Annotated in this window: 32 protein-coding genes and 1 pseudogene; all 33 read left to right on the plus strand. The window is 65.5% G+C overall.

Going from position 1 to position 19,804, the window contains the following annotated elements; genetic code table 11:
• Positions 1 to 725 (plus strand): annotated as a pseudogene (locus ACNFOC_RS18010) (hypothetical protein); the annotation flags it as partial.
• Complete coding sequence (locus tag ACNFOC_RS18015; protein WP_416960127.1) at positions 722 to 1,246, plus strand: hypothetical protein; 525 nt, start codon at positions 722 to 724, stop codon at positions 1,244 to 1,246. The pseudogene ACNFOC_RS18010 and the gene ACNFOC_RS18015, both read left to right, overlap by 4 nt.
• Positions 1,247 to 1,316: 70 nt before the next feature.
• Positions 1,317 to 1,667 (plus strand): hypothetical protein, encoded by a 351-nt coding sequence (locus tag ACNFOC_RS18020; RefSeq protein WP_416960128.1) that lies wholly within the window; start codon positions 1,317 to 1,319, stop codon positions 1,665 to 1,667.
• 112 nt (positions 1,668 to 1,779) lie between these two features.
• On the plus strand, positions 1,780 to 2,277 hold the full coding sequence (locus ACNFOC_RS18025) for a hypothetical protein (protein WP_416960129.1): 498 nt from the start codon (positions 1,780 to 1,782) through the stop codon (positions 2,275 to 2,277).
• Positions 2,277 to 3,860: a translation initiation factor IF-2 gene (locus tag ACNFOC_RS18030; protein WP_416960130.1), complete on the plus strand. Its 1,584-nt coding sequence runs from the start codon at positions 2,277 to 2,279 to the stop codon at positions 3,858 to 3,860. Before ACNFOC_RS18025 ends, ACNFOC_RS18030 begins: the two co-directional genes overlap by 1 nt.
• A 24-nt stretch (positions 3,861 to 3,884) precedes the next feature.
• Positions 3,885 to 5,162 (plus strand): type VII secretion-associated serine protease mycosin, encoded by a 1,278-nt coding sequence (gene mycP, locus ACNFOC_RS18035; protein ID WP_416960131.1) that lies wholly within the window; start codon positions 3,885 to 3,887, stop codon positions 5,160 to 5,162.
• Between the two features lie 193 nt (positions 5,163 to 5,355).
• Positions 5,356 to 5,724, plus strand: coding sequence for a hypothetical protein (locus ACNFOC_RS18040; protein ID WP_416960132.1), 369 nt, complete (start codon positions 5,356 to 5,358; stop codon positions 5,722 to 5,724).
• The gene (locus ACNFOC_RS18045; protein ID WP_416960133.1) at positions 5,684 to 5,806 is read left to right on the plus strand and encodes a hypothetical protein; all 123 of its coding nucleotides are present in this window, start codon (positions 5,684 to 5,686) and stop codon (positions 5,804 to 5,806) included. Before ACNFOC_RS18040 ends, ACNFOC_RS18045 begins: the two co-directional genes overlap by 41 nt.
• Positions 5,807 to 5,815: 9 nt before the next feature.
• Positions 5,816 to 7,624 carry an alpha/beta hydrolase gene (locus ACNFOC_RS18050; RefSeq protein WP_416960134.1) on the plus strand — a complete coding sequence of 603 codons (1,809 nt, stop codon included), beginning with the start codon at positions 5,816 to 5,818 and terminating at the stop codon, positions 7,622 to 7,624.
• Positions 7,625 to 7,663: 39 nt separating this feature from the next.
• Positions 7,664 to 8,194 carry a hypothetical protein gene (locus ACNFOC_RS18055; RefSeq protein WP_416960135.1) on the plus strand — a complete coding sequence of 177 codons (531 nt, stop codon included), beginning with the start codon at positions 7,664 to 7,666 and terminating at the stop codon, positions 8,192 to 8,194.
• A gap of 30 nt (positions 8,195 to 8,224) precedes the next feature.
• A complete protein-coding gene (locus ACNFOC_RS18060) occupies positions 8,225 to 8,893 on the plus strand; it encodes a hypothetical protein (RefSeq protein WP_416960136.1) in 669 nt (222 codons plus the stop codon).
• Between the two features lie 13 nt (positions 8,894 to 8,906).
• The gene (locus ACNFOC_RS18065) at positions 8,907 to 9,437 is read left to right on the plus strand and encodes a hypothetical protein (protein WP_416960137.1); all 531 of its coding nucleotides are present in this window, start codon (positions 8,907 to 8,909) and stop codon (positions 9,435 to 9,437) included.
• A 525-nt stretch (positions 9,438 to 9,962) separates the two neighbouring features.
• A complete protein-coding gene (rpsJ, locus tag ACNFOC_RS18070; RefSeq protein ID WP_003948644.1) occupies positions 9,963 to 10,271 on the plus strand; it encodes a 30S ribosomal protein S10 in 309 nt (102 codons plus the stop codon).
• Between the two features lie 17 nt (positions 10,272 to 10,288).
• Positions 10,289 to 10,933, plus strand: a complete 645-nt coding sequence (gene rplC, locus ACNFOC_RS18075; RefSeq protein ID WP_266861021.1) for a 50S ribosomal protein L3 — start codon at positions 10,289 to 10,291, stop codon at positions 10,931 to 10,933.
• A 5-nt stretch (positions 10,934 to 10,938) separates the two neighbouring features.
• Complete coding sequence (rplD, locus tag ACNFOC_RS18080) at positions 10,939 to 11,595, plus strand: 50S ribosomal protein L4 (protein ID WP_019055515.1); 657 nt, start codon at positions 10,939 to 10,941, stop codon at positions 11,593 to 11,595.
• The gene (gene rplW / locus ACNFOC_RS18085) at positions 11,595 to 12,014 is read left to right on the plus strand and encodes a 50S ribosomal protein L23 (protein WP_200681734.1); all 420 of its coding nucleotides are present in this window, start codon (positions 11,595 to 11,597) and stop codon (positions 12,012 to 12,014) included. Before rplD ends, rplW begins: the two co-directional genes overlap by 1 nt.
• A gap of 38 nt (positions 12,015 to 12,052) precedes the next feature.
• Complete coding sequence (rplB, locus tag ACNFOC_RS18090) at positions 12,053 to 12,889, plus strand: 50S ribosomal protein L2 (protein WP_327401914.1); 837 nt, start codon at positions 12,053 to 12,055, stop codon at positions 12,887 to 12,889.
• A 12-nt stretch (positions 12,890 to 12,901) separates the two neighbouring features.
• The gene (gene rpsS, locus ACNFOC_RS18095) at positions 12,902 to 13,183 is read left to right on the plus strand and encodes a 30S ribosomal protein S19 (RefSeq protein WP_019055518.1); all 282 of its coding nucleotides are present in this window, start codon (positions 12,902 to 12,904) and stop codon (positions 13,181 to 13,183) included.
• A 40-nt stretch (positions 13,184 to 13,223) separates the two neighbouring features.
• Positions 13,224 to 13,571 (plus strand): 50S ribosomal protein L22, encoded by a 348-nt coding sequence (gene rplV / locus ACNFOC_RS18100; protein ID WP_006604878.1) that lies wholly within the window; start codon positions 13,224 to 13,226, stop codon positions 13,569 to 13,571.
• Positions 13,571 to 14,431, plus strand: a complete 861-nt coding sequence (rpsC, locus tag ACNFOC_RS18105) for a 30S ribosomal protein S3 (protein ID WP_033280019.1) — start codon at positions 13,571 to 13,573, stop codon at positions 14,429 to 14,431. Before rplV ends, rpsC begins: the two co-directional genes overlap by 1 nt.
• Positions 14,432 to 14,436: 5 nt before the next feature.
• Positions 14,437 to 14,856 carry a 50S ribosomal protein L16 gene (gene rplP / locus ACNFOC_RS18110; RefSeq protein ID WP_010986348.1) on the plus strand — a complete coding sequence of 140 codons (420 nt, stop codon included), beginning with the start codon at positions 14,437 to 14,439 and terminating at the stop codon, positions 14,854 to 14,856.
• A complete protein-coding gene (gene rpmC / locus ACNFOC_RS18115; RefSeq protein ID WP_003998824.1) occupies positions 14,856 to 15,080 on the plus strand; it encodes a 50S ribosomal protein L29 in 225 nt (74 codons plus the stop codon). The genes rplP and rpmC overlap by 1 nt, the downstream gene beginning before the upstream one ends.
• The gene (gene rpsQ / locus ACNFOC_RS18120; protein WP_019072282.1) at positions 15,080 to 15,367 is read left to right on the plus strand and encodes a 30S ribosomal protein S17; all 288 of its coding nucleotides are present in this window, start codon (positions 15,080 to 15,082) and stop codon (positions 15,365 to 15,367) included. Before rpmC ends, rpsQ begins: the two co-directional genes overlap by 1 nt.
• Before the next feature lie 126 nt (positions 15,368 to 15,493).
• The gene (gene rplN / locus ACNFOC_RS18125) at positions 15,494 to 15,862 is read left to right on the plus strand and encodes a 50S ribosomal protein L14 (RefSeq protein ID WP_003998823.1); all 369 of its coding nucleotides are present in this window, start codon (positions 15,494 to 15,496) and stop codon (positions 15,860 to 15,862) included.
• A 2-nt stretch (positions 15,863 to 15,864) separates the two neighbouring features.
• Positions 15,865 to 16,188, plus strand: a complete 324-nt coding sequence (gene rplX, locus ACNFOC_RS18130; protein WP_019072281.1) for a 50S ribosomal protein L24 — start codon at positions 15,865 to 15,867, stop codon at positions 16,186 to 16,188.
• Positions 16,188 to 16,745 carry a 50S ribosomal protein L5 gene (gene rplE, locus ACNFOC_RS18135; RefSeq protein ID WP_406123178.1) on the plus strand — a complete coding sequence of 186 codons (558 nt, stop codon included), beginning with the start codon at positions 16,188 to 16,190 and terminating at the stop codon, positions 16,743 to 16,745. The genes rplX and rplE overlap by 1 nt, the downstream gene beginning before the upstream one ends.
• Before the next feature lie 5 nt (positions 16,746 to 16,750).
• Complete coding sequence (locus ACNFOC_RS18140; protein WP_003948630.1) at positions 16,751 to 16,936, plus strand: type Z 30S ribosomal protein S14; 186 nt, start codon at positions 16,751 to 16,753, stop codon at positions 16,934 to 16,936.
• A 214-nt stretch (positions 16,937 to 17,150) separates the two neighbouring features.
• Positions 17,151 to 17,549: a 30S ribosomal protein S8 gene (gene rpsH / locus ACNFOC_RS18145; protein WP_013001411.1), complete on the plus strand. Its 399-nt coding sequence runs from the start codon at positions 17,151 to 17,153 to the stop codon at positions 17,547 to 17,549.
• Positions 17,550 to 17,571: 22 nt separating this feature from the next.
• Complete coding sequence (gene rplF / locus ACNFOC_RS18150; protein ID WP_266769348.1) at positions 17,572 to 18,111, plus strand: 50S ribosomal protein L6; 540 nt, start codon at positions 17,572 to 17,574, stop codon at positions 18,109 to 18,111.
• Between the two features lie 3 nt (positions 18,112 to 18,114).
• Entirely contained in the window at positions 18,115 to 18,498 is a 384-nt protein-coding gene (gene rplR / locus ACNFOC_RS18155; protein ID WP_019055526.1) for a 50S ribosomal protein L18, read from the plus strand.
• A 37-nt stretch (positions 18,499 to 18,535) separates the two neighbouring features.
• Positions 18,536 to 19,141 (plus strand): 30S ribosomal protein S5, encoded by a 606-nt coding sequence (gene rpsE, locus ACNFOC_RS18160; protein ID WP_006376045.1) that lies wholly within the window; start codon positions 18,536 to 18,538, stop codon positions 19,139 to 19,141.
• Positions 19,141 to 19,323 carry a 50S ribosomal protein L30 gene (rpmD, locus tag ACNFOC_RS18165; RefSeq protein ID WP_006376032.1) on the plus strand — a complete coding sequence of 61 codons (183 nt, stop codon included), beginning with the start codon at positions 19,141 to 19,143 and terminating at the stop codon, positions 19,321 to 19,323. Before rpsE ends, rpmD begins: the two co-directional genes overlap by 1 nt.
• A gap of 2 nt (positions 19,324 to 19,325) precedes the next feature.
• Positions 19,326 to 19,781, plus strand: coding sequence for a 50S ribosomal protein L15 (gene rplO / locus ACNFOC_RS18170; protein ID WP_043676833.1), 456 nt, complete (start codon positions 19,326 to 19,328; stop codon positions 19,779 to 19,781).
• Positions 19,782 to 19,804: the final 23 nt, after the last annotated feature.

A 19,804-nucleotide genomic window follows, 5' to 3' on the forward strand; every position in this document is an offset into this window, starting at 1 on the left:
ATCCTGCGGATCCGAAGGGGGTTCGGGTGGGGGATCGGGCGGTGAACGATGCGGTGTTCAAGTCGGCGCTTACGTATTTGGCGGACAGCGGGGATGAGTTCCCGCCGTCGTTGCGGGAGCCGATGGCCAACGTGCTTGTCAATCATGGGGGTACGGTGCATGCGGCCATGAGTGAGGTCGCCATCGCCAAGTCGCCCTTGGATCAGCATCAACTCTTCGAGGTCGCGAAGCAGGTGTCCAAAGAAGAGGGAGCGTATGGCACGCTGAACGGCGGGATGAATCAGGCAATGGTGTCGGGAATTCACAACGACCATGAAAACTCCCCCGACTCCCTGATCCGGGCCGGCCGCACCGTCGGGTTCCTGGAGGAGGCACGACAACAGGCCGCAGGAGACCCGAAGGTCGCAGAGTTTGAGACGAAGCCGTTCTTCGACAAGGCGATTGGTTATATCCCGGTGGTGAGCGGCGACGTGCAGATGGGGTTTGATTATGTGACGGATCAGTGGCTGGCGGACGAACAGAAGAGACTCGATGACGAACAGTCGGATGAAAACGTCCGGTCCTATTCCAAGAGGAACGGTCAATTGATGGCTCTCTCGGATGAGTGGAAGAAAACCCATCCGGCGGGTGGTGGCCCGTACTTCAACCCCGAGGAGCAGATCAGCAGATCTTCTCGTGACGGAATTGCGCAGGCCGTCGGAGTGTCCGGTGAGGAACCCGGATGACTGCCCGCATGCGCTTGACCGTTTTGTCGTTGGCCATCCTTGCGGTGTCCTGCGGCGCGTCCACCGATCACGAAGTCCCGGGGGTGATTTGTGGTACGCGTATCGATCCAGCCCTCACCCGGCCGTTCGTGAAGGCTGCGGATGATTTCCACGAGTTCAATCGAGTGGAACGCTCCAAGGCCATCACTGCACCCTGTGTGCTCTTGGAGGGGAGCGACCCTGTCCTCGAACTTCGCTTCGCGTGGGATGACTCCGAAACGGACCTCATGTACCTCGCGTTGGACCCCGGAACAATTTCCCGTATCACAGAGCCACGCAGTATCGACTTCACCTACAAGACGATCGTCGGCACTGATGGCGCGATCTCAACTACTCCTTGCAAAACGGAAGGTGGCGACTACTTCACCCTCGTCGTCCAACTCCCCCAAATCAGCCTCATGGACCACACCCACCGCAAGGACATCGAGAAGTTCATGCGTGCGTACTTCCCGGCCACTCTCAAGACCTTGGGGTGCAAGTGAGGGCAATAGACCCCCGGGCCTGAGTACGAGCGCTCATGTGCCGCCCCGCGCCCCGCAGTTGGCTGGGCGCATGTCGATCACACAGGGCACTCCGGTACGCGCTACATGGCTGGGACCGCTGATCGCGACGGTCGTCACCGTCCCCGCCGCCTTCTTCGCGTACATCATCGGCTGCCTCACCCCCATGGCCTGCGACTCCTGTAACGGCGCGGAAGCCGAGCACTTCGACCGGAGGTTCGACACCGCCTTCACGCTTCTCGAGGTGGGGCTTCTCGCGTCCCTCGTCATGCTGATCGTCAGCTGGGGCCTGCCGCAGACCGACGAGAACGTCGCCCGGCGCGCGGTGTTCGCCGTCCTCGCACCCTGCACCGTCGCGTTCTCGTTTCTCCTCTTCACCGGGATGGTCCCGTCCCCCAACTGACAGTGGCCGATTCTGATCGCTTAGCGCTACGGAGCGAGTTCAGACTGTCACTAGGTGTAGCTAAAGTGGGTGGTGGTACTGGGGTGTTGAGGAATCCACGGGGGAGGACAGCGTGCTGTCGAGCGACGGTGGATCGGGCTCGGGGACGTCGCCTTGGGCGTCCGGTGTGTTCGATGCGGTGAAGGGCGCCGCCGATGTCGCCACCGAACTGTCGTCCTTCACGGCGTTCCAGAAACGAGTCGACCAGCTGATCCGCGATTTGAAGGGCTCGGACGTCGGCCCGGGAAAGGTCGGCCAGGAGCAGCTCGTACGGCATCAGTTCGGTGGCGGTGGCCGCCAATGGTCCGAAGCGGCAGGGCTGTTCACGGCGTACGAGACGGTGGTCGGCGAACTCGAAACACTCTCGACGCTGCTCTCCGACTCGATGGAGGGCATGAACATCGCGGTGCTGGCCTCGCACAAGGGCTACCAGAACATCGACCTTGACCTCCGCGACCGTATGACCGCGATCAGCGCGGAGACGACGAAGCACTACGGCGGCGCCTACGACCCCCGGCTCCCGAAGAAGCCTCACGCCGTCACCGGAGGCGACGCGGGAGGCACGATCTGATGTCCGCCGTAGCGTCCGGAACCGGCAGTACGCCCTTCGAGGACATGAGCCACGAGCAGATGCTCGCGTGGCTCGACCAGGCGAACTCGGGAATGGTGCGGTTCGCCGCCGACCGCCTGACCGCGGCCGCCGAGGAGATCCACAAGATCGGCGAAGAGCTCAAGATCCGCCCGCAGTACGTGGAATGGAAGGGCGAGGGCGCGGACGCCTTCCGCGGTTGGGCCGCCGACCTCGCCAACTCCACCCTGCGCCTGGGCGACTTCGGCGACAACGCGGCGAAGTGGCTGGGCCAGGCGTCCGACGCGATCGCCCACGCACAGGCCTCGATCCCGCGCGACACGAAGAGCGCACGGGCGAACCTTGCCGCGGCGACCCTGGCCCACAACGACCCGGACGCCACGGCGGCCACGGCCGTCACCACCAAGTCCGCGACCGAACTCGCCGCCCTCGCCGCGAACAAGGAGAAGGTCCGCCAGGAGGCCGCACTCCAGATGCTCAAGCTGGGGCAGTCGTATCGGTTGGCGGCCACGCAGATGGACGGGTTGGAGCGGCCGGCTTTTCCGCCGCCGCCGGATGCGATCCGACCGCCGGAGAAGTACGGGTCGTCGGACGACCTGGCTCGCTCTGAGGATGCGAGTTCCCACAGGGCGGGTGGGCGCGCCACGGTGTCCGGTCCGGTTGGCGCCGACGGCGTCACACGTACGCGTGCCGCTCATCCCGACCAGTCCGAGGCCAAGACGATCGCCGTCGGGCAGACGTCGGCCGATCGCCCGGCCCTGGAGGACAGAGAGCGCTCCACGCGGGTGGGCATCGACTCGGTGGGCTCTCTCACCGATACATCTCAAACCGCCACGAGCATGACGGGCGGGGCGCCGGCGCCGGTCCGTCCGGAGGCGAGTGTGCTTCCGTCAGCAGGTGGTGCCGCCGAACCGATCGAGGGTGTTGCTTCGCGCGGGCCCGTCGGATTCGGTGGGCCGGGCAGATCTGCTGTCGGCGGGCGTGCGGCCGGTCCGCTCGGGCAGGGCACCACAGGTTCCGTCACCGGCCGGGGTGTAGGCGAGGCGAGTCCGGTCGCCAACCGCGATCTGCGCGGTTCCGGCACGACATCCGGTCGTAGTGTTCCCGGCCGAGGCCTGCTTACCGGCCGTGGCATTCCGGCCGGCTCGGGAATCATCGGCGGGCATCCGACCGAAACGCCCGCTACCAGCAGATCGACGGGGCGGTCGCCCGGCAGCACGGTCGTCGGCGGAGAGCGGGCGGGAAGCCGCGGTCCGACCGGCCGGACGCCCGTCGCGGAACCGGGGAGGCAGGCGCCGGCCGGTCCAGCGGCCGGGCGTTCCTTTCCCACTCCGTCGAACGGAGTCGTCGGCGGCACTCTGCGTCGGACAGGTCGTGCTCCGGCCCGTCCTGGCGCACCGGTACCTTCCGCCCCGACACGAGGAGGCATCTCCGGAGGTACGCCCACCGAGGCCGGCCCCCGGGGCGGAGTACCCGGCGATGCCGCCCGGCCGACCGGTCGTACTGGACAGGGGAAACAGGAACAGCGGGCTCGCCGTCGTAGCGAACCACCGCCCTCCGACTGAGGCCAGGGCCACGAGAGGAAGTACATGTCCACGAGGAACAGCTGGCGCAGGGCGTCCGGCGCCGTGGCCTCAGCCGTGACGGGCCTTCTGCTGTTCGGCGCTACGGCCACTCCGGTGCACGCCGCCTCCACCCGCTCCCAGCAGTGGCACCTGGACGCCATGCACGCGGAGGACATGTGGCGAACGAGCACGGGCAAGGGCATCACGGTCGCCGTGATCGACACCGGAGTCGACCCGGACAACCCGGACTTGAAGGGGCGAGTGCTCGACGGCAAGGACCTCGCGCCTTCGAGCCGCTCCGGTGACGAGCACACGGACTACGACGGCCATGGCACGGGGATGGCCGGCCTCATCGCAGGAACTGGCGCCTACGACGGGGGCAACGGCGCGTTCGGTCTCGCTCCGGGGGCCAAGATCCTGCCCGTCCGCATGCCTGCGGACAGCGACACCAATGGCTTCGCCGGGCCTTCCTACTTCAGCAAGGCGATCCGTTATGCGGCGGACGCCGGAGCCGAGGTCATCAACATTTCCATGGGCGGGCGTCTCAACAGCCCTCAGCTCACGGCCGCGGTGAAATACGCCCTGGACCACGGCTCGCTCGTTTTCGCGGCCGTAGGAAATGACGGGGGGAAGGGCAATCCCGTCGAGTATCCGGCGGCCACGCCCGGTGTGGTCGGGGTGGCGGCGGTGGGCAAGAACCTCCGTGGGACCGCCGAATCCGAATCCGGCTCGCAGGTCGACATGGCGGCCCCGGGTGAGGACATGGTCCACGCCTGCGGAGGCGAGACGGGCCTCTGCAGGAGCCACGGCACCAGCGACGCCACCGCCCTGGCCTCCGCCAGCGCCGCCCTCATCTGGTCCAAGCACCCCACCTGGACCAACAACCAGGTCCTGCGCGTCCTGCTCAACACGATCGGCGCCCCCACGGACGGCGCGAAGCGCAACGACTCGATCGGGTACGGCATCGTCCGGCCGCGGATCGCGCTTCAGGATCCCGGTGATCCGGGCGCGGCCGGCACCTACCCGCTCCCGGACTTTCAGGACTCGGCGTCACCGTCTTCCGGCGCTGTGGCCCCCAAGAACTCGGCTGCCCGGGATAAAGAAGGCAAAGAATACAAAAGAGGCAACGGAGCGACTGAAGTCTCCTCCGATGAGGACGGGGGCAACGGCCTCGGGATGGGGCTGGGCACAGGCGTTGTCGTGGTTCTTGGTGCCGTGATCGCGGTAGCCACCATCTCCGCCATCCGCAGGCGTCGGACATCCGCCGCACTGCCTCCGCCGCCCGCGGACGCTCGGGAGTAACTCCCGCACCCGGTAGATGAGTTCATCCCGCATCCCGCATCCGGCTGAGTACGGATACTCATACGCCGTGGTGACCGATGCGGATGAGGCAAGTGGTGCGGGGTCGCTACGGTACGTTTCGAACGTTGAGCGTTGCGATCGTGTGTTCGCATCCGCTCGGCGGCATGCCGAGTGACACGGGGAGGGGCCACGCATGGCGTGGGAGGAGTGGGAGCAGCTCAAAACCGCGGCGGCTGACCGGAGTTCAGCCCGGATGCAGCTGAACCACGTACCGATGGACCCGGGTGGTTCCGGCGGCCAGCTGGTGTCGAACCGGCGCGACTGGGCCAAGGCGGGCGACGACGTCGGCTCGCTCCGTGAGGACATCAGCAAGGCGTTCGGGAAGCTGACGGACGGGCAGAAGGGTCTCGGCAAAGACTCCGGCTGTGTGACCGCAGCGGCTCAGAAGGAGGTCCACGACTCGTGGGAAACCGGAAACCTACGTCAAGAACGTCAGCGCGCGTTGCGGGAAGCTCTCGGGGTTGCTGGAGAAGGCGGGCAACGAACAGCTGAAGACCGATGAGGCGGTCAAGGCCGAGGTGGGCAACCTGGAGGTCGAGTACTCGGACACCCCGGCTGTCGGTGGCCAGGACAAGGGGCAGTGACGCGTCGTCATGGAACTCGCGCCCCTCAAAGCTCTGAAGCCGACCGAGTACTCGGAGGCGGCCGACGGATACCGCAGCACCTCCGACATGGCGAGCGCGGTCAAGGACCGCATCGAGAACCAGATCGCCGTAGCCATGAGGAACTCGCTGAAGGGCGAAGCCGCGACCGCGGCGGTCAAACAGCTGATGGAGCTGGGCAAGAACTTCCACTACATCCAGGTCGAGTGCGGTCTTGTCAGTACGGCGCTCGAGGCGTTCTCGTACGAGGTGGGAGCAGCCAAGGCGAAGCTCGACGCCGCGCTTGACGGTGCGGCGGCGGCGAAGCTCACGGTGAACTCCGACGGTTCCATCAGCTATCCACCGGGCGGGCAGAAGAGCGAGGACGGCAAGATCCCCGACGGCGGTACGGTCAACGGCCTCACGGACGGTACGGCCTCCGCGGTCGCCCGCCAGGCGGCCAACTTCGACCCCAACCCTCATCACCGTCTTGCACAGGACTACGCGGACCAGATCGCCGGTGCCCTCAAGGAAGCTACGGAGACGGACGAGAAGTGGGCCCCGAAGCTGAGGGCGTTGAAGGCCGACGACGATCTGACCGTGTCCGACAAGGACTGGGCCGACGCGTCCTCGGACACGAAGGGCGTGACCGAGGCGGGCAAGAAGTACCTCGACTCCCTGCCCCAGCCGCCCAAGAACGGCAGTACGAAGGACAACGCGGAGTGGTGGAAGGGGCTCACCGCGGAGGAGCAGGCCGCGTGGATCTCCATGCGGCCCGACAGTGTGGGCGCGATCGACGGGTTGCCTGCCACGGTCCGGGACGAGGCGAACCGGATCGTGCTCGCCGAGGCGCACGGTGTCGCGCAGGGCGAGTACGACACCTGGCTGAATCAGCACCCTGAACCCTCGCCGCGCTATCAGCCCTACATCGATCCCTACACGGGGACCATCATGAAGAGCATCAGCGTGGAGACGCAGGAGTGGAAGGACTGGGAAGAGTCCAGAAAGTCCGCCCACAAATCCCTCGACGGCATGAATGCGATTCAGACGCGCTTCGACGCGACCGGTACCAACGGACTTCCAGATGCCTACCTGCTGGGATTCAGCACCGAAGGAGACGGCCGCGCGATCGTCGCCAACGGAAATCCTGACACCGCGGATCACACGGCGGTATATGTTCCGGGTACGACGGCGGATCTGGGCAGTATCGAAGGCAACATCAACCGGATGGTCAATGTCTGGCACGCAGCCGATGTCAAAGCTGCCGGGAAATCCGTTTCCACGATCACCTGGCTCGGCTACGACGCACCTGACAGCGTCGTCAAAGACGCACCGTTCGAACACTACGCATCCGACGGGGCACCAGCATTCCGTAATTTCATGGACGGACTCGACGTGTCGCATTCCGGAGATTCACCGGCGCACACCACAGTGATTGCGCATTCGTACGGAACGACCCTGGTCGGCGCGGCGGCCGAAACGGGGCATCTCAACGCCGATGACGTCGTGCTCGCCGGCAGCCCCGGCGTCAAGGTGTCCGACGCCGATGCGATGGACGTGCCCAAGGGGCATGTGTGGAACGAGGAGGCCGACGGAGACGCGGTGCCGGATCTCGGCCGTTGGGGCCACGGCGGGGACCGCTTCATCATCCCCAGTGACCCGGGATTCGGCGCCAACCAACTGACCACCGACACCGAAGGGCACAGCGGTTACTGGAATGAGAACTCCCAGAGTCTGATGAACCAAGCCCTGGTGGTCGTCGGGAAGGGCGATGAGGTGGAACTGAAGCCGCCGCCCGACCCCTGGGCGCACGTGAAGTAAGAAAGCCCGCAGCCCAGCCCGACGAAGAAGGCCCCTGACGTGAAGACCAAACTGATCACCTTGGCGTTCACCGTACCCCTTGCACTCACTACCCTCACGGGATGCAGCATGACTGACAACGACTCCGACGAAACTCCGTCCGCTGGTACGAGCACGTCACGTGACGCCTCCGACGCGATGGAAAAGGTGTCCAGCGGTATATACGACCTGATCGGTGTCAAGGGGAAAACGTCCGACAGCCGTCCGGGAGTCATGGACTGCTCGGGCAAGGACACGAAGACGTACTTCCGTATCTTCCACCCGTGGAGCTTTACGCCCGCCTCGGCAAGCGATATCGACGAAGCGATGGAGCGACTCAAGACGGAACTGCCGAAGCACGGTTGGAAGATCGTCGAATACGGGCCGGACACCAGTAAGAACAAGAACATCAAAATGACCGCTGACAACGACAAGAAGAAGGTCGGCGTAAACATCGTTAAAAGGTCGAAGTACGACCCGCCGATTCTGGACCTGACCGTCGTGTCCGGTTGCTACAAGGTCCCGGACGGCGAAGAGGTCGAACGCTTCTGAAGATCCCGGGGTGCGCTTCCCGATGGACGAATGGTATTGCTGATGAAGTGCGTGAAGATCACGCCGGTTCTGATCGCTGTAGCTCTCACCACGGCGAGCTGCCAAAGCGGGGGATCGAAGGCCGCGGACTCGGCGAGTCGGAGCCCGGCGAGCGGATCCTGCGACCAGTCTTTGGGTGCCCCGGTCAAGAAGGCCATGAAGCGGGTGGCCGGTATGCCCGTCTCCGCGAAGACTTCCTTCATCGGAGATCCGCAACGGACCGCTGAGCAGCTGGTCGCACGGTACGAGGTCGGAGGGGTCGGCGATCTCAGCAGTATCGCCTTCTGCGGAGCCTACAAAGGCTCGTCGGGACTGGATTCGGTGATGGTCAGCTACTACCTGCCTCAATCCACCCCGGAAAAAGGCAAGGCTGCCGAGATCTTCAAAGAATACCGAATGGGGAAGACGGCCCTCGCCGGTGTCAAAGTCGGAGTTCTCTATTTCGAGTGCAGCAGCGGCAAGTTCGGCGGGGGTGCAGGAACGACCGTTCTGATACGGGGAGAAGTGCGGATCCGGTACGAGGCGAGCGAATCAGCCGACGCGGCACGCAAGGACAATCTGCACATCCTGCATGACTCGAGCCGCACTCTCGCGAGCCTGCTCGACTGCAAGTCGAACTCCGGCCTTTCGGCCACCTTCAGCATGCCGTCCGAGGCGTAGGCGGAGAGAACCCGTGGACCTTCTCGACAAACTGATCGCCGCGTCCACCCTCGTGCTGGCGACAGCCTGTTCCTCTTCGCCGGGGAGCGAGAACAGGGCGGACCACGAACCGCAGTCCCGGCCCACCGCGACGGTCAACTCCGAAATCTCCGGGCTGTCCAGCCAGATCTTCGACGTCATGGCCATCAAGAGCAAGGTCACCGAACCGGGCCCGAACATTCAGCCCTGTGAGTCCGGTGGCGGTGACTCGGGGGAGTTGAACTGGATCCGGCACCCCTGGTCGGCGTACGGGGTGGGGAACGACGTCATGGAGAAGGGCATGGCCAATCTGCGCCAGGGGCTGCCCAAGCAGGGCTGGAAGATCGAGAAGGTCGGCGACGACGGCAGCAGCAACAAGAACATGCAGAGCCTGGTCGTCCACGAGAAGACGCTCAGCCAGGCCGAGATCACCTGGCTCAAGGGACTGGACGGCAACGAGCCCCTCATCGAGGTGAACCTGTACTCGCGGTGCTTCCGGTCGGTCGGTGCCTCGGGGCAGGGATGAGGCGGTGGAGCAGGCCTTGGCGGGTACCGGGGTGTAGCTCCTGGAGCAGCCCATGAGCGCGGGCGCCCCGACCACCCTGGTCTGATCGGCCGTGCGTTTGACCTACGTCACTCCCGGGGTATTCTCTCCCGCTCGATTGGCGGAGGCGCTGCCCCATATGGCAGACTGTCGGAGTTGCTCGGTCGAGTGTTGATGCTGCGCGCCTCCCGTCGGGAGGACCGGAAGCGAGTCCCACGGTACTCGTCGTCCCAACTGCCTTACGGCAGCGCTGGGGCGGACGTACGGGAATCTTTCGGGAAGTGTCAGTGCGGCGCCGGCCAGGCACCCGGTGGGCTTCTTCGCCCTCGGCTTGCGGTTCCGGAAGGGCCGTGCTTTCCCAGTAGGGAAGTTCCGAACCTTGGGACTTCTGTGTCGGTGAGAGCGCGACACACCCGACCGCGTGGGTCGGAGGAATCGAAGAGGTAAGAGAGCAGAAGGGCTTACCGGGGTGCAGAGCGTTACTAGAGACAGGACTACTGAGTAGCCATGGCGGGACAGAAGATCCGCATCCGGCTCAAGGCCTACGACCACGAGGTCATCGACTCCTCGGCGAAGAAGATCGTCGAGACGGTGACGCGCACTGGTGCGTCGGTCGCGGGCCCGGTGCCGCTGCCCACTGAGAAGAACGTGTACTGCGTCATCAAGTCGCCGCACAAGTACAAGGACTCGCGCGAGCACTTCGAGATGCGCACGCACAAGCGCCTGATCGACATCCTCGACCCCACCCCCAAGACCGTTGACTCTCTGATGCGACTCGACCTCCCGGCCGGTGTCGACATCGAGATCAAGCTCTAGGGGCCGGTGAGCTGAAGATGGCTAAGCAGATCAAGGGCATCCTGGGCGAGAAGCTCGGCATGACGCAGGTTTGGGACGAGAACAACCGTGTTGTTCCCGTGACCGTCGTCAAGGCCGGCCCCAACGTCGTGACCCAGGTCCGTACGAACGACAGTGACGGCTACGAGTCGGTCCAGATCGCCTTCGGCGAGATCGACCCGCGCAAGGTGAACAAGCCCCTCAAGGGTCACTTCGCCAAGGCCGATGTCACGCCGCGTCGCCACCTCGTCGAGATCCGCACCGCGGGCGCCTCCGAGTACACGCTCGGCCAGGAGATCACCGCTGAGGTGTTCGAGGCCGGCGTCAAGGTCGACGTGACCGGCAAGAGCAAGGGCAAGGGCTTCGCCGGTGTCATGAAGCGTCACAACTTCAAGGGCCTCGGCGCCGGCCACGGTGTCCAGCGCAAGCACCGCTCTCCCGGCTCCATCGGTGGCTGTGCCACCCCGGGCCGTGTGTTCAAGGGCGTCCGCATGGCGGGCCGCATGGGCAACGAGCGGGTCACCACCCAGAACCTGACCGTTCACGCTGTTGACGCGGAGAAGGGACTGCTCCTCATCAAGGGAGCCATCCCGGGTCCGAACGGCGGCCTCGTCCTGGTCCGTACCGCGGCCAAGGGGGCCTGAGGACTATGAGCACCATTGACATTCAGTCGCCCTCCGGCGACACCGCCGGGACTGTAGAGCTCCCGGCCGAGATCTTCGACGTAGAGAAGATCAGCATCCCGCTGCTTCACCAGGTCGTCGTCGCACAGCTGGCCGCCGCCCGTCAGGGCACGCACAAGGTCAAGCGTCGTGGCGAGGTCCGCGGTGGCGGTAAGAAGCCGTACCGCCAGAAGGGCACCGGCCGCGCCCGTCAGGGTTCGACCCGCGCCCCGCAGTTCGCCGGCGGTGGCGTCGTGCACGGCCCGACGCCGCGCGACTACTCGCAGCGGACCCCGAAGAAGATGAAGGCCGCGGCCCTGCGCCACGCCCTCACCGACCGGGCCCGCAACGCTCGCATCCACGTCATCACCGGCGTGATCGAGGGCGAGACCCCCTCCACCAAGGCCGCCAAGAGCTTCCTCGGCAAGGTCAGTGAGCGCAAGAACGTGCTCCTGGTCATCGAGCGCTCCGACGAGGCCGCGCTGCTTTCCGCGCGCAACCTGCCCCAGGTCCACATCCTGGAGCCGGGCCAGCTGAACACGTACGACGTTCTCGTCTCGGACGACGTGGTCTTCACCCAGGCCGCTTTCGAGTCCTTCGTGTCTGGCCCCCAGGCCGCTGACACCGAAGGGAGCGAAGCCTGATGGCTACGCGTCACCCGAGCATCGCCTCGAAGGCCGCCAAGGCCAAGAAGGTCGCCCGCATCGCCAAGGCGAAGCGGCACGAGACCGAGGGCAAGAACACCGTCGAGACGCCGATCAGCAAGTCGTTCACGGACCCCCGTGACGTGCTGCTGAAGCCGGTCGTCTCGGAGAAGAGCTACGCGCTCCTCGACGAGGGCAAGTACACCTTCATCGTGGCCCCGGGCGCCAACAAGACCCAGATCAAGCAGGCCGTCCAGGCGGTCTTCTCGGTCAAGGTCACCGGGGTCAACACGATCAACCGCCAGGGCAAGCGCAAGCGCACCAAGACCGGTTTCGGTCAGCGCGCGGGCTCCAAGCGCGCGATCGTGACCCTCGCTGAGGGCGACCGTATCGACATCTTCGGCGGTCCGGCCGCGTAAGCGGGTCGGATCGTCCGATATCGGACGAGGACTGAGAAATGGGAATCCGCAAGTACAAGCCGACTACGCCGGGCCGCCGTGGCTCCAGCGTCGCCGACTTCGTCGAGGTCACGCGGTCCACGCCGGAGAAGTCGCTGGTTCGCCCGCTGCACAGCAAGGGCGGCCGTAACAATTCCGGTCGTGTGACCGTTCGCCACCAGGGTGGCGGACACAAGCGCGCCTACCGCGTCATCGACTTCCGTCGCCATGACAAGGACGGCGTGCCGGCGAAGGTCGCGCACATCGAGTACGACCCCAACCGCACCGCGCGCATCGCGCTGCTGCACTACGCGGACGGCGAGAAGCGCTACATCCTCGCCCCCCGCAACCTGTCGCAGGGCGACCGTGTCGAGAACGGTCCCGGGGCCGACATCAAGCCGGGCAACAACCTGGCGCTCCGCAACATCCCGGTCGGTACCACGATCCACGCGATCGAGCTCCGTCCCGGTGGCGGCGCCAAGTTCGCCCGCTCCGCCGGTGCCTCCGTGCAGCTGCTGGCGAAGGAGGGCACGATGGCCCACCTTCGTATGCCGTCCGGCGAGATCCGTCTGGTCGACCAGCGCTGCCGCGCCACGGTCGGCGAGGTCGGCAACGCCGAGCAGAGCAACATCAACTGGGGCAAGGCCGGCCGTAAGCGCTGGCTGGGCGTTCGCCCGTCCGTCCGCGGTGTTGCGATGAACCCGGTCGACCACCCGCACGGTGGTGGTGAGGGCAAGACCTCCGGTGGTCGCCACCCGGTCTCCCCGTGGGGTCAGAAGGAGGGTCGTACTCGCTCGCCGAAGAAGGCATCGAGCAAGTACATCGTCCGCCGCCGCAAGACGAACAAGAAGCGCTAGGAGCGGGTTTAGATGCCGCGCAGTCTCAAGAAGGGGCCCTTCGTCGACGGCCACCTCATCAAGAAGGTGGACGTACAGAACGAGGCCGGCTCCAAGAACGTCATCAAGACCTGGTCCCGCCGCTCGATGATCGTCCCGGCCATGCTCGGCCACACGATCGCGGTGCACAACGGCAAGACCCACATCCCGGTGTTTGTCACCGAGTCGATGGTCGGCCACAAGCTCGGCGAGTTCTCGCCGACGCGCACCTTCCGGGGTCACGTCAAGGACGACCGGAAGTCGAAGCGCCGCTAGCGCGGGGTGACCGACCATGACAAACACTGAAGGGACAACCATGGAAGCCAGGGCCCAGGCGCGGTACATCCGCGTCACGCCCATGAAGGCCCGCCGCGTGGTGGACCTCATCCGTGGCATGGACGCCACGGAGGCTCAGGCGGTCCTGCGTTTCGCCCCGCAGGCCGCGAGCGTGCCGGTCGGCAAGGTGCTTGACAGCGCCATTGCCAACGCCGCACACAACTACGACCACACCGACGCCGGCAGCCTCGTCATCTCCGAGGCCTACGTCGACGAGGGTCCGACCCTGAAGCGGTTCCGGCCGCGTGCCCAGGGCCGTGCCTACCGGATCCGCAAGCGGACCAGCCACATCACCGTGGTCGTCAGCAGCAAGGAAGGAACCCGGTAATGGGCCAGAAGGTTAACCCGCACGGGTTCCGGCTCGGCATCACCACGGACTTCAAGTCCCGGTGGTACGCCGACAAGCTGTACAAGGACTACGTCAAGGAAGACGTCGCCATCCGTCGGATGATGACGTCCGGCATGGAGCGCGCCGGCATCTCGAAGGTTGAGATCGAGCGCACCCGTGACCGCGTGCGGGTGGACATCCACACCGCTCGTCCGGGCATCGTCATCGGCCGCCGTGGCGCCGAGGCCGACCGCATCCGCGGCGACCTCGAGAAGCTCACGGGCAAGCAGGTCCAGCTGAACATCCTCGAGGTCAAGAACCCCGAGACGGATGCCCAGCTGGTCGCGCAGGCCGTCGCCGAGCAGCTCTCCTCCCGCGTCTCCTTCCGTCGGGCCATGCGTAAGAGCATGCAGTCCGCCATGAAGGCCGGCGCCAAGGGCATCAAGATCCAGTGCGGCGGTCGCCTCGGTGGCGCCGAGATGTCCCGCTCGGAGTTCTACCGCGAGGGCCGCGTGCCCCTGCACACGCTCCGCGCGAACGTGGACTACGGCTTCTTCGAGGCCAAGACGACCTTCGGCCGTATCGGTGTGAAGGTCTGGATCTACAAGGGCGACGTCAAGAACATCGCCGAGGTCCGCGCCGAGAACGCCGCTGCCCGTGCGGGTAACCGCCCGGCTCGCGGTGGCGGCCCGGGCGGCGACCGCCCGGCCCGCGGCGGTGGCCGCGGTGGCGAGCGTGGCGGCCGTGGCCGCAAGCCGCAGCAGGCCGCTCCCGCTGCCGAGGCCCCCAAGGCCGAGGCTCCGGCGGCTGCCGCTCCGGTCGAGGCTGCGCCCTCTTCTACCGGTGGAACGGAGGCCTGACCGAAATGCTGATCCCCCGTAGGGTCAAGCACCGCAAGCAGCACCACCCCAAGCGTCGTGGTCAGGCCAAGGGCGGTACGCAGGTTTCGTTCGGCGAGTACGGCATTCAGGCCCTCACGCCGGCGTACGTGACGAACCGCCAGATCGAGGCCGCCCGTATCGCGATGACCCGCCACATCAAGCGTGGCGGCAAGGTCTGGATCAACATCTACCCGGACCGCCCGCTCACGAAGAAGCCTGCCGAGACCCGCATGGGTTCCGGTAAGGGTTCTCCCGAGTGGTGGATCGCGAACGTGCACCCGGGCCGGGTCATGTTCGAGCTGTCCTACCCCAACGAGAAGATCGCCCGTGAGGCCCTCACTCGCGCAGCGCACAAGCTGCCGATGAAGTGCCGGATCGTCAAGCGCGAGGCAGGTGAAGCGTGATGTCGGCCGGTACCAAGGCGTCCGAGCTGCGCGAACTGGGTGACGAGGAGCTTCTCGCGAAGCTCCGCGAAGCCAAGGAAGAGCTGTTCAACCTCCGCTTCCAGGCGGCGACCGGTCAGCTCGAGAACCACGGTCGGCTCAAGGCCGTCCGGAAGGACATCGCGCGGATCTACACCCTGATGCGTGAGCGCGAGCTGGGCATCGAGACGGTGGAGAGCGCCTGATGAGCGAGAGCAACGTGACTGAAGAGCAGACCGCGAGCCGCGGCTTCCGCAAGACCCGTGAGGGTCTCGTCGTCAGCGACAAGATGGACAAGACCGTCGTCGTCGCCGTCGAGGACCGCGTGAAGCACGCGCTGTACGGCAAGGTCATCCGCCGTACGAACAAGCTCAAGGCCCACGACGAGCAGAACGCCGCTGGCGTCGGCGACCGCGTCCTCCTCATGGAGACGCGTCCGCTGTCCGCGACGAAGCGCTGGCGCATCGTCGAGATCCTCGAGAAGGCCAAGTAGGTAATTCCCGCAAGGGAATTCCAATGAAAACGGCCTGCGGGGTTACCCGCAGGACAGTTCCGCCAGGCTCCAAGGGCCGTTCACTGAACGGCCCTTGGGGAACCGGCAGACGATCAGGAGATAGACGTGATCCAGCAGGAGTCGCGACTGCGCGTCGCCGACAACACTGGTGCGAAGGAAATCCTTTGCATCCGTGTGCTCGGTGGCTCCGGTCGCCGCTACGCGGGCATCGGTGACGTCATCGTCGCCACCGTCAAGGACGCGATCCCCGGTGGCAACGTGAAGAAGGGTGACGTCGTCAAGGCCGTCATCGTTCGCACCGTGAAGGAGCGCCGTCGTCCGGACGGCTCGTACATCCGCTTCGACGAGAACGCCGCCGTCATTCTGAAGAACGACGGCGACCCTCGCGGCACCCGCATCTTCGGCCCGGTCGGGCGCGAGCTGCGCGAGAAGAAGTTCATGAAGATCATCTCGCTGGCTCCGGAGGTGCTGTAAGCATGAAGATCAAGAAGGGTGACACGGTTCAGGTCATCACCGGCAAGGACAAGGGCAAGCAGGGCAAGGTCATTGCCGCTTACCCGCGCGACGAGCGCGTCCTGGTCGAGGGTGTGAACCGGGTCAAGAAGCACACCAAGGCCGGCCCCACCGCCAAGGGTTCGCAGGCCGGTGGCATCGTCACGACCGAGGCGCCGATCCACGTCTCCAACGTCCAGCTGGTCGTTGAGAAGGACGGCAACAAGGTCGTCACGCGTGTCGGCTACCGCTTCGACGACGAGGGCAACAAGGTTCGCGTTGCCAAGCGGACGGGTGAGGACATCTGATGACTACCACCACCACTCCGCGTCTCAAGACGAAGTACCGCGAGGAGATCACGGGCAAGCTGCGTGAGGAGTTCTCCTACGAGAACGTCATGCAGATCCCCGGCCTCGTCAAGATCGTGGTGAACATGGGTGTCGGCGACGCCGCCCGTGACTCCAAGCTCATGGACGGTGCCGTCCGTGACCTGACCACGATCACCGGTCAGAAGCCGGCCATCACCAAGGCCCGCAAGTCCATCGCGCAGTTCAAGCTGCGCGAGGGTCAGCCGATCGGTGCCCACGTCACGCTCCGTGGCGACCGCATGTGGGAGTTCCTGGACCGCACCCTGTCGCTCGCGCTTCCGCGCATCCGCGACTTCCGTGGTCTGTCTCCCAAGCAGTTCGACGGTCGTGGCAACTACACCTTCGGTCTCACCGAGCAGGTCATGTTCCACGAGATCGACCAGGACAAGATCGACCGCGTCCGGGGTATGGACATCACCGTGGTGACCACGGCGACCAACGACGCCGAAGGCCGTGCCCTTCTCCGTCACCTCGGCTTCCCCTTCAAGGAGGCGTAAGCGAGATGGCGAAGAAGGCTCTGATTGCCAAGGCTGCTCGTAAGCCCAAGTTCGGAGTACGTGGCTACACGCGCTGCCAGCGCTGCGGCCGTCCGCACTCCGTGTACCGCAAGTTCGGCCTCTGCCGCGTGTGCCTTCGTGAGATGGCTCACCGTGGCGAGCTGCCGGGCGTGACCAAGAGCTCCTGGTAGTCCGGTAGTTCCGGATTCCCGAAGCTCTCGGTAAGCAAAGGGCACGGTCAGGTGCCCACCCCTCCATGGCGTAGGCTGGGAGGGTTGGGCGCCTGATTGCCGCCCATACGACTTACTACGCCGTAGGTCCACCGCGCCGCACCCGCCCCGTCTCGGTTCAGGGAGAGGGATGGCGCACCAGGAAACCCCGGCGAGAGAGGCCGAAGGCCAATTCATGACCATGACTGATCCGATCGCAGACATGCTTACGCGTCTGCGGAACGCGAACTCGGCATACCACGACTCAGTGACGATGCCGGCATCGAAGATCAAGTCGCACATCGCGGAGATCCTCCAGCAGGAGGGCTTCATCACGGGCTGGAAGGTCGAGGACGCCGAGGTCGGCAAGAACCTCGTTCTCGAGCTGAAGTTCGGCCCGAACCGTGAGCGCTCCATCGCGGGCATCAAGCGGATCTCCAAGCCCGGTCTCCGGGTTTACGCGAAGTCCACCTCCCTGCCCAAGGTGCTCGGTGGCCTCGGCGTGGCGATCATCTCCACGTCGCACGGTCTCCTCACCGACAAGCAGGCCGGCAAGAAGGGCGTAGGCGGAGAAGTTCTCGCCTACGTCTGGTAGCGGAAAGGAATCGGAAGAAGCTATGTCGCGTATTGGCAAGCTCCCCATCACGGTTCCCGCCGGCGTGGACGTCACCATCGACGGCCGTACGGTCTTGGTCAAGGGCCCCAAGGGCTCGCTGACCCACACCGTCGCAGCGCCGATCGACATCGCCAAGGGTGAGGACGGCGTGCTCAGCGTCACCCGCCCCAACGACGAGCGTCAGAACAAGGCCTTGCACGGCCTGTCCCGCACGCTGGTGGCGAACATGATCACCGGCGTGACCGAGGGTTACGTGAAGAAGCTCGAAATCAGTGGTGTCGGTTACCGCGTTGCGGCCAAGGGCTCGAACCTCGAGTTCGCGCTCGGCTACAGCCACTCGATCACCGTCGAGGCGCCCGAGGGCATCTCGTTCAAGGTCGAGAACCCGACGCACTTCTCGGTCGAGGGCATCGACAAGCAGAAGGTCGGCGAGGTTGCGGCGAACATCCGCAAGCTGCGCAAGCCCGACCCGTACAAGGCCAAGGGCGTCAAGTACGAGGGCGAAGTCATCCGGCGCAAGGTCGGAAAGGCGGGTAAGTAAGCCATGGCATACGGTACGAAGATCGCTAAGGGCGACGCTTACAAGCGTGCTGCCATCAAGCGTCGTCACATCCGCATCCGGAAGCACATCTCCGGTACGGCTGAGCGTCCGCGCCTGGTCGTGACCCGCTCCAACCGCCACATCGTGGCCCAGGTCATCGACGACATCAAGGGTCACACCCTGGCGTCGGCGTCGACCCTGGACACCTCGATCCGCGGCGGCGAGAGCGACAAGTCCGCGCAGGCCAAGTCGGTCGGCGCCCTGGTCGCCGAGCGCGCCAAGGCCGCCGGCGTCGAGGCTGTCGTATTCGACCGCGGTGGCAATCAGTACGCGGGGCGCATCGCCGCCCTGGCGGACGCCGCCCGCGAAGCCGGACTGAAGTTCTAGTCGCTTCCGTAGCTAGCGGAAAGAGAGAGGTAATCCAATGGCTGGACCCCAGCGCCGTGGAAGCGGTGCCGGTGGCGGCGAGCGGCGGGACCGGAAGGGCCGTGACGGCGGCGCTGCTGCCGCCGAGAAGACCGCGTACGTTGAGCGCGTAGTCGCGATCAACCGCGTCGCCAAGGTTGTCAAGGGTGGTCGTCGCTTCAGCTTCACTGCGCTCGTCGTAGTGGGCGATGGCGATGGCACCGTCGGTGTCGGTTACGGCAAGGCCAAGGAGGTGCCGGCCGCGATCGCCAAGGGTGTTGAAGAGGCCAAGAAGCACTTCTTCAAGGTCCCCCGTATCCAGGGCACCATCCCGCACCCGATCACGGGCGAGAAGGCCGCGGGCGTCGTCCTGCTCAAGCCTGCTTCCCCCGGTACCGGCGTTATCGCCGGTGGCCCGGTGCGTGCTGTCCTGGAGTGCGCCGGCGTTCACGACATCCTGTCGAAGTCGCTCGGTTCGTCCAACGCGATCAACATCGTGCACGCGACCGTGGCGGCCCTCAAGGGCCTGCAGCGTCCCGAGGAGATCGCGGCCCGCCGCGGTCTGCCCCTCGAGGACGTCGCTCCCGCGGCTCTCCTTCGTGCACGTGCCGGGGCGGGTGCGTAATGGCTCGCCTCAAGGTCACGCAGACGAAGTCGTACATCGGCAGCAAGCAGAACCACCGTGACACGCTGCGGTCGCTTGGTCTCAAGGGGATCAACACCGTGGTCGTCAAGGAGGACCGCCCCGAGTTCCGCGGAATGGTGCACACCGTCCGCCACCTCGTGACGGTTGAGGAGGTCGACTGATCATGGCGGAGAACAACCCGCTCAAGATCCACAACCTCCGTCCCGCCCCGGGCGCCAAGACCGCCAAGACCCGTGTGGGTCGTGGTGAGGCGTCGAAGGGTAAGACGGCCGGTCGTGGAACCAAGGGTACGAAGGCCCGTTACCAGGTTCCGGAGCGCTTCGAGGGTGGCCAGATGCCCCTCCACATGCGTCTTCCGAAGCTCAAGGGCTTCCGCAACCCGTTCAAGACCGAGTACCAGGTCGTGAACCTCGACAAGCTGGCGTCCCTGTACCCGGAGGGTGGCGAGGTCACCGTAGAGGGTCTCGTCGCCAACGGTGCGGTTCGCAAGAACAGCCTCGTCAAGGTCCTCGGCCAGGGCGAGATCTCCGTGGCGCTTCAGGTGACGGTGGACGCCGTCTCCGGTTCCGCCAAGGAGAAGATCACTGCCGCGGGCGGTACGGTCACCGAGCTCGTCTGATATGTCGGACCGAGTCTGACCAA

Source organism: Streptomyces colwelliae (genome assembly GCF_048158785.1).
Classification (GTDB): Bacteria; Actinomycetota; Actinomycetes; order Streptomycetales; family Streptomycetaceae; genus Streptomyces.

What these genes read in the sequence shown, in the direction of transcription:
- ACNFOC_RS18015 (WP_416960127.1), top strand. Translation starts at nt 722, where the DNA reads ATGACTGCCCGCATGCGCTTGACCGTTTTGTCGTTGGCCATCCTTGCG.
- ACNFOC_RS18020 (WP_416960128.1), top strand. Translation starts at nt 1,317, where the DNA reads ATGTCGATCACACAGGGCACTCCGGTACGCGCTACATGGCTGGGACCG.
- ACNFOC_RS18030 (WP_416960130.1), top strand. Translation starts at nt 2,277, where the DNA reads ATGTCCGCCGTAGCGTCCGGAACCGGCAGTACGCCCTTCGAGGACATG.
- mycP (WP_416960131.1), top strand. Translation starts at nt 3,885, where the DNA reads ATGTCCACGAGGAACAGCTGGCGCAGGGCGTCCGGCGCCGTGGCCTCA.
- ACNFOC_RS18040 (WP_416960132.1), top strand. Translation starts at nt 5,356, where the DNA reads ATGGCGTGGGAGGAGTGGGAGCAGCTCAAAACCGCGGCGGCTGACCGG.
- ACNFOC_RS18050 (WP_416960134.1), top strand. Translation starts at nt 5,816, where the DNA reads ATGGAACTCGCGCCCCTCAAAGCTCTGAAGCCGACCGAGTACTCGGAG.
- ACNFOC_RS18060 (WP_416960136.1), top strand. Translation starts at nt 8,225, where the DNA reads ATGGTATTGCTGATGAAGTGCGTGAAGATCACGCCGGTTCTGATCGCT.
- rpsJ (WP_003948644.1), top strand. Translation starts at nt 9,963, where the DNA reads ATGGCGGGACAGAAGATCCGCATCCGGCTCAAGGCCTACGACCACGAG.
- rplC (WP_266861021.1), top strand. Translation starts at nt 10,289, where the DNA reads ATGGCTAAGCAGATCAAGGGCATCCTGGGCGAGAAGCTCGGCATGACG.
- rplD (WP_019055515.1), top strand. Translation starts at nt 10,939, where the DNA reads ATGAGCACCATTGACATTCAGTCGCCCTCCGGCGACACCGCCGGGACT.
- rplW (WP_200681734.1), top strand. Translation starts at nt 11,595, where the DNA reads ATGGCTACGCGTCACCCGAGCATCGCCTCGAAGGCCGCCAAGGCCAAG.
- rplB (WP_327401914.1), top strand. Translation starts at nt 12,053, where the DNA reads ATGGGAATCCGCAAGTACAAGCCGACTACGCCGGGCCGCCGTGGCTCC.
- rpsS (WP_019055518.1), top strand. Translation starts at nt 12,902, where the DNA reads ATGCCGCGCAGTCTCAAGAAGGGGCCCTTCGTCGACGGCCACCTCATC.
- rplV (WP_006604878.1), top strand. Translation starts at nt 13,224, where the DNA reads ATGGAAGCCAGGGCCCAGGCGCGGTACATCCGCGTCACGCCCATGAAG.
- rpsC (WP_033280019.1), top strand. Translation starts at nt 13,571, where the DNA reads ATGGGCCAGAAGGTTAACCCGCACGGGTTCCGGCTCGGCATCACCACG.
- rplP (WP_010986348.1), top strand. Translation starts at nt 14,437, where the DNA reads ATGCTGATCCCCCGTAGGGTCAAGCACCGCAAGCAGCACCACCCCAAG.
- rpmC (WP_003998824.1), top strand. Translation starts at nt 14,856, where the DNA reads ATGTCGGCCGGTACCAAGGCGTCCGAGCTGCGCGAACTGGGTGACGAG.
- rpsQ (WP_019072282.1), top strand. Translation starts at nt 15,080, where the DNA reads ATGAGCGAGAGCAACGTGACTGAAGAGCAGACCGCGAGCCGCGGCTTC.
- rplX (WP_019072281.1), top strand. Translation starts at nt 15,865, where the DNA reads ATGAAGATCAAGAAGGGTGACACGGTTCAGGTCATCACCGGCAAGGAC.
- rplE (WP_406123178.1), top strand. Translation starts at nt 16,188, where the DNA reads ATGACTACCACCACCACTCCGCGTCTCAAGACGAAGTACCGCGAGGAG.
- ACNFOC_RS18140 (WP_003948630.1), top strand. Translation starts at nt 16,751, where the DNA reads ATGGCGAAGAAGGCTCTGATTGCCAAGGCTGCTCGTAAGCCCAAGTTC.
- rpsH (WP_013001411.1), top strand. Translation starts at nt 17,151, where the DNA reads ATGACCATGACTGATCCGATCGCAGACATGCTTACGCGTCTGCGGAAC.
- rplF (WP_266769348.1), top strand. Translation starts at nt 17,572, where the DNA reads ATGTCGCGTATTGGCAAGCTCCCCATCACGGTTCCCGCCGGCGTGGAC.
- rplR (WP_019055526.1), top strand. Translation starts at nt 18,115, where the DNA reads ATGGCATACGGTACGAAGATCGCTAAGGGCGACGCTTACAAGCGTGCT.
- rpsE (WP_006376045.1), top strand. Translation starts at nt 18,536, where the DNA reads ATGGCTGGACCCCAGCGCCGTGGAAGCGGTGCCGGTGGCGGCGAGCGG.
- rpmD (WP_006376032.1), top strand. Translation starts at nt 19,141, where the DNA reads ATGGCTCGCCTCAAGGTCACGCAGACGAAGTCGTACATCGGCAGCAAG.
- rplO (WP_043676833.1), top strand. Translation starts at nt 19,326, where the DNA reads ATGGCGGAGAACAACCCGCTCAAGATCCACAACCTCCGTCCCGCCCCG.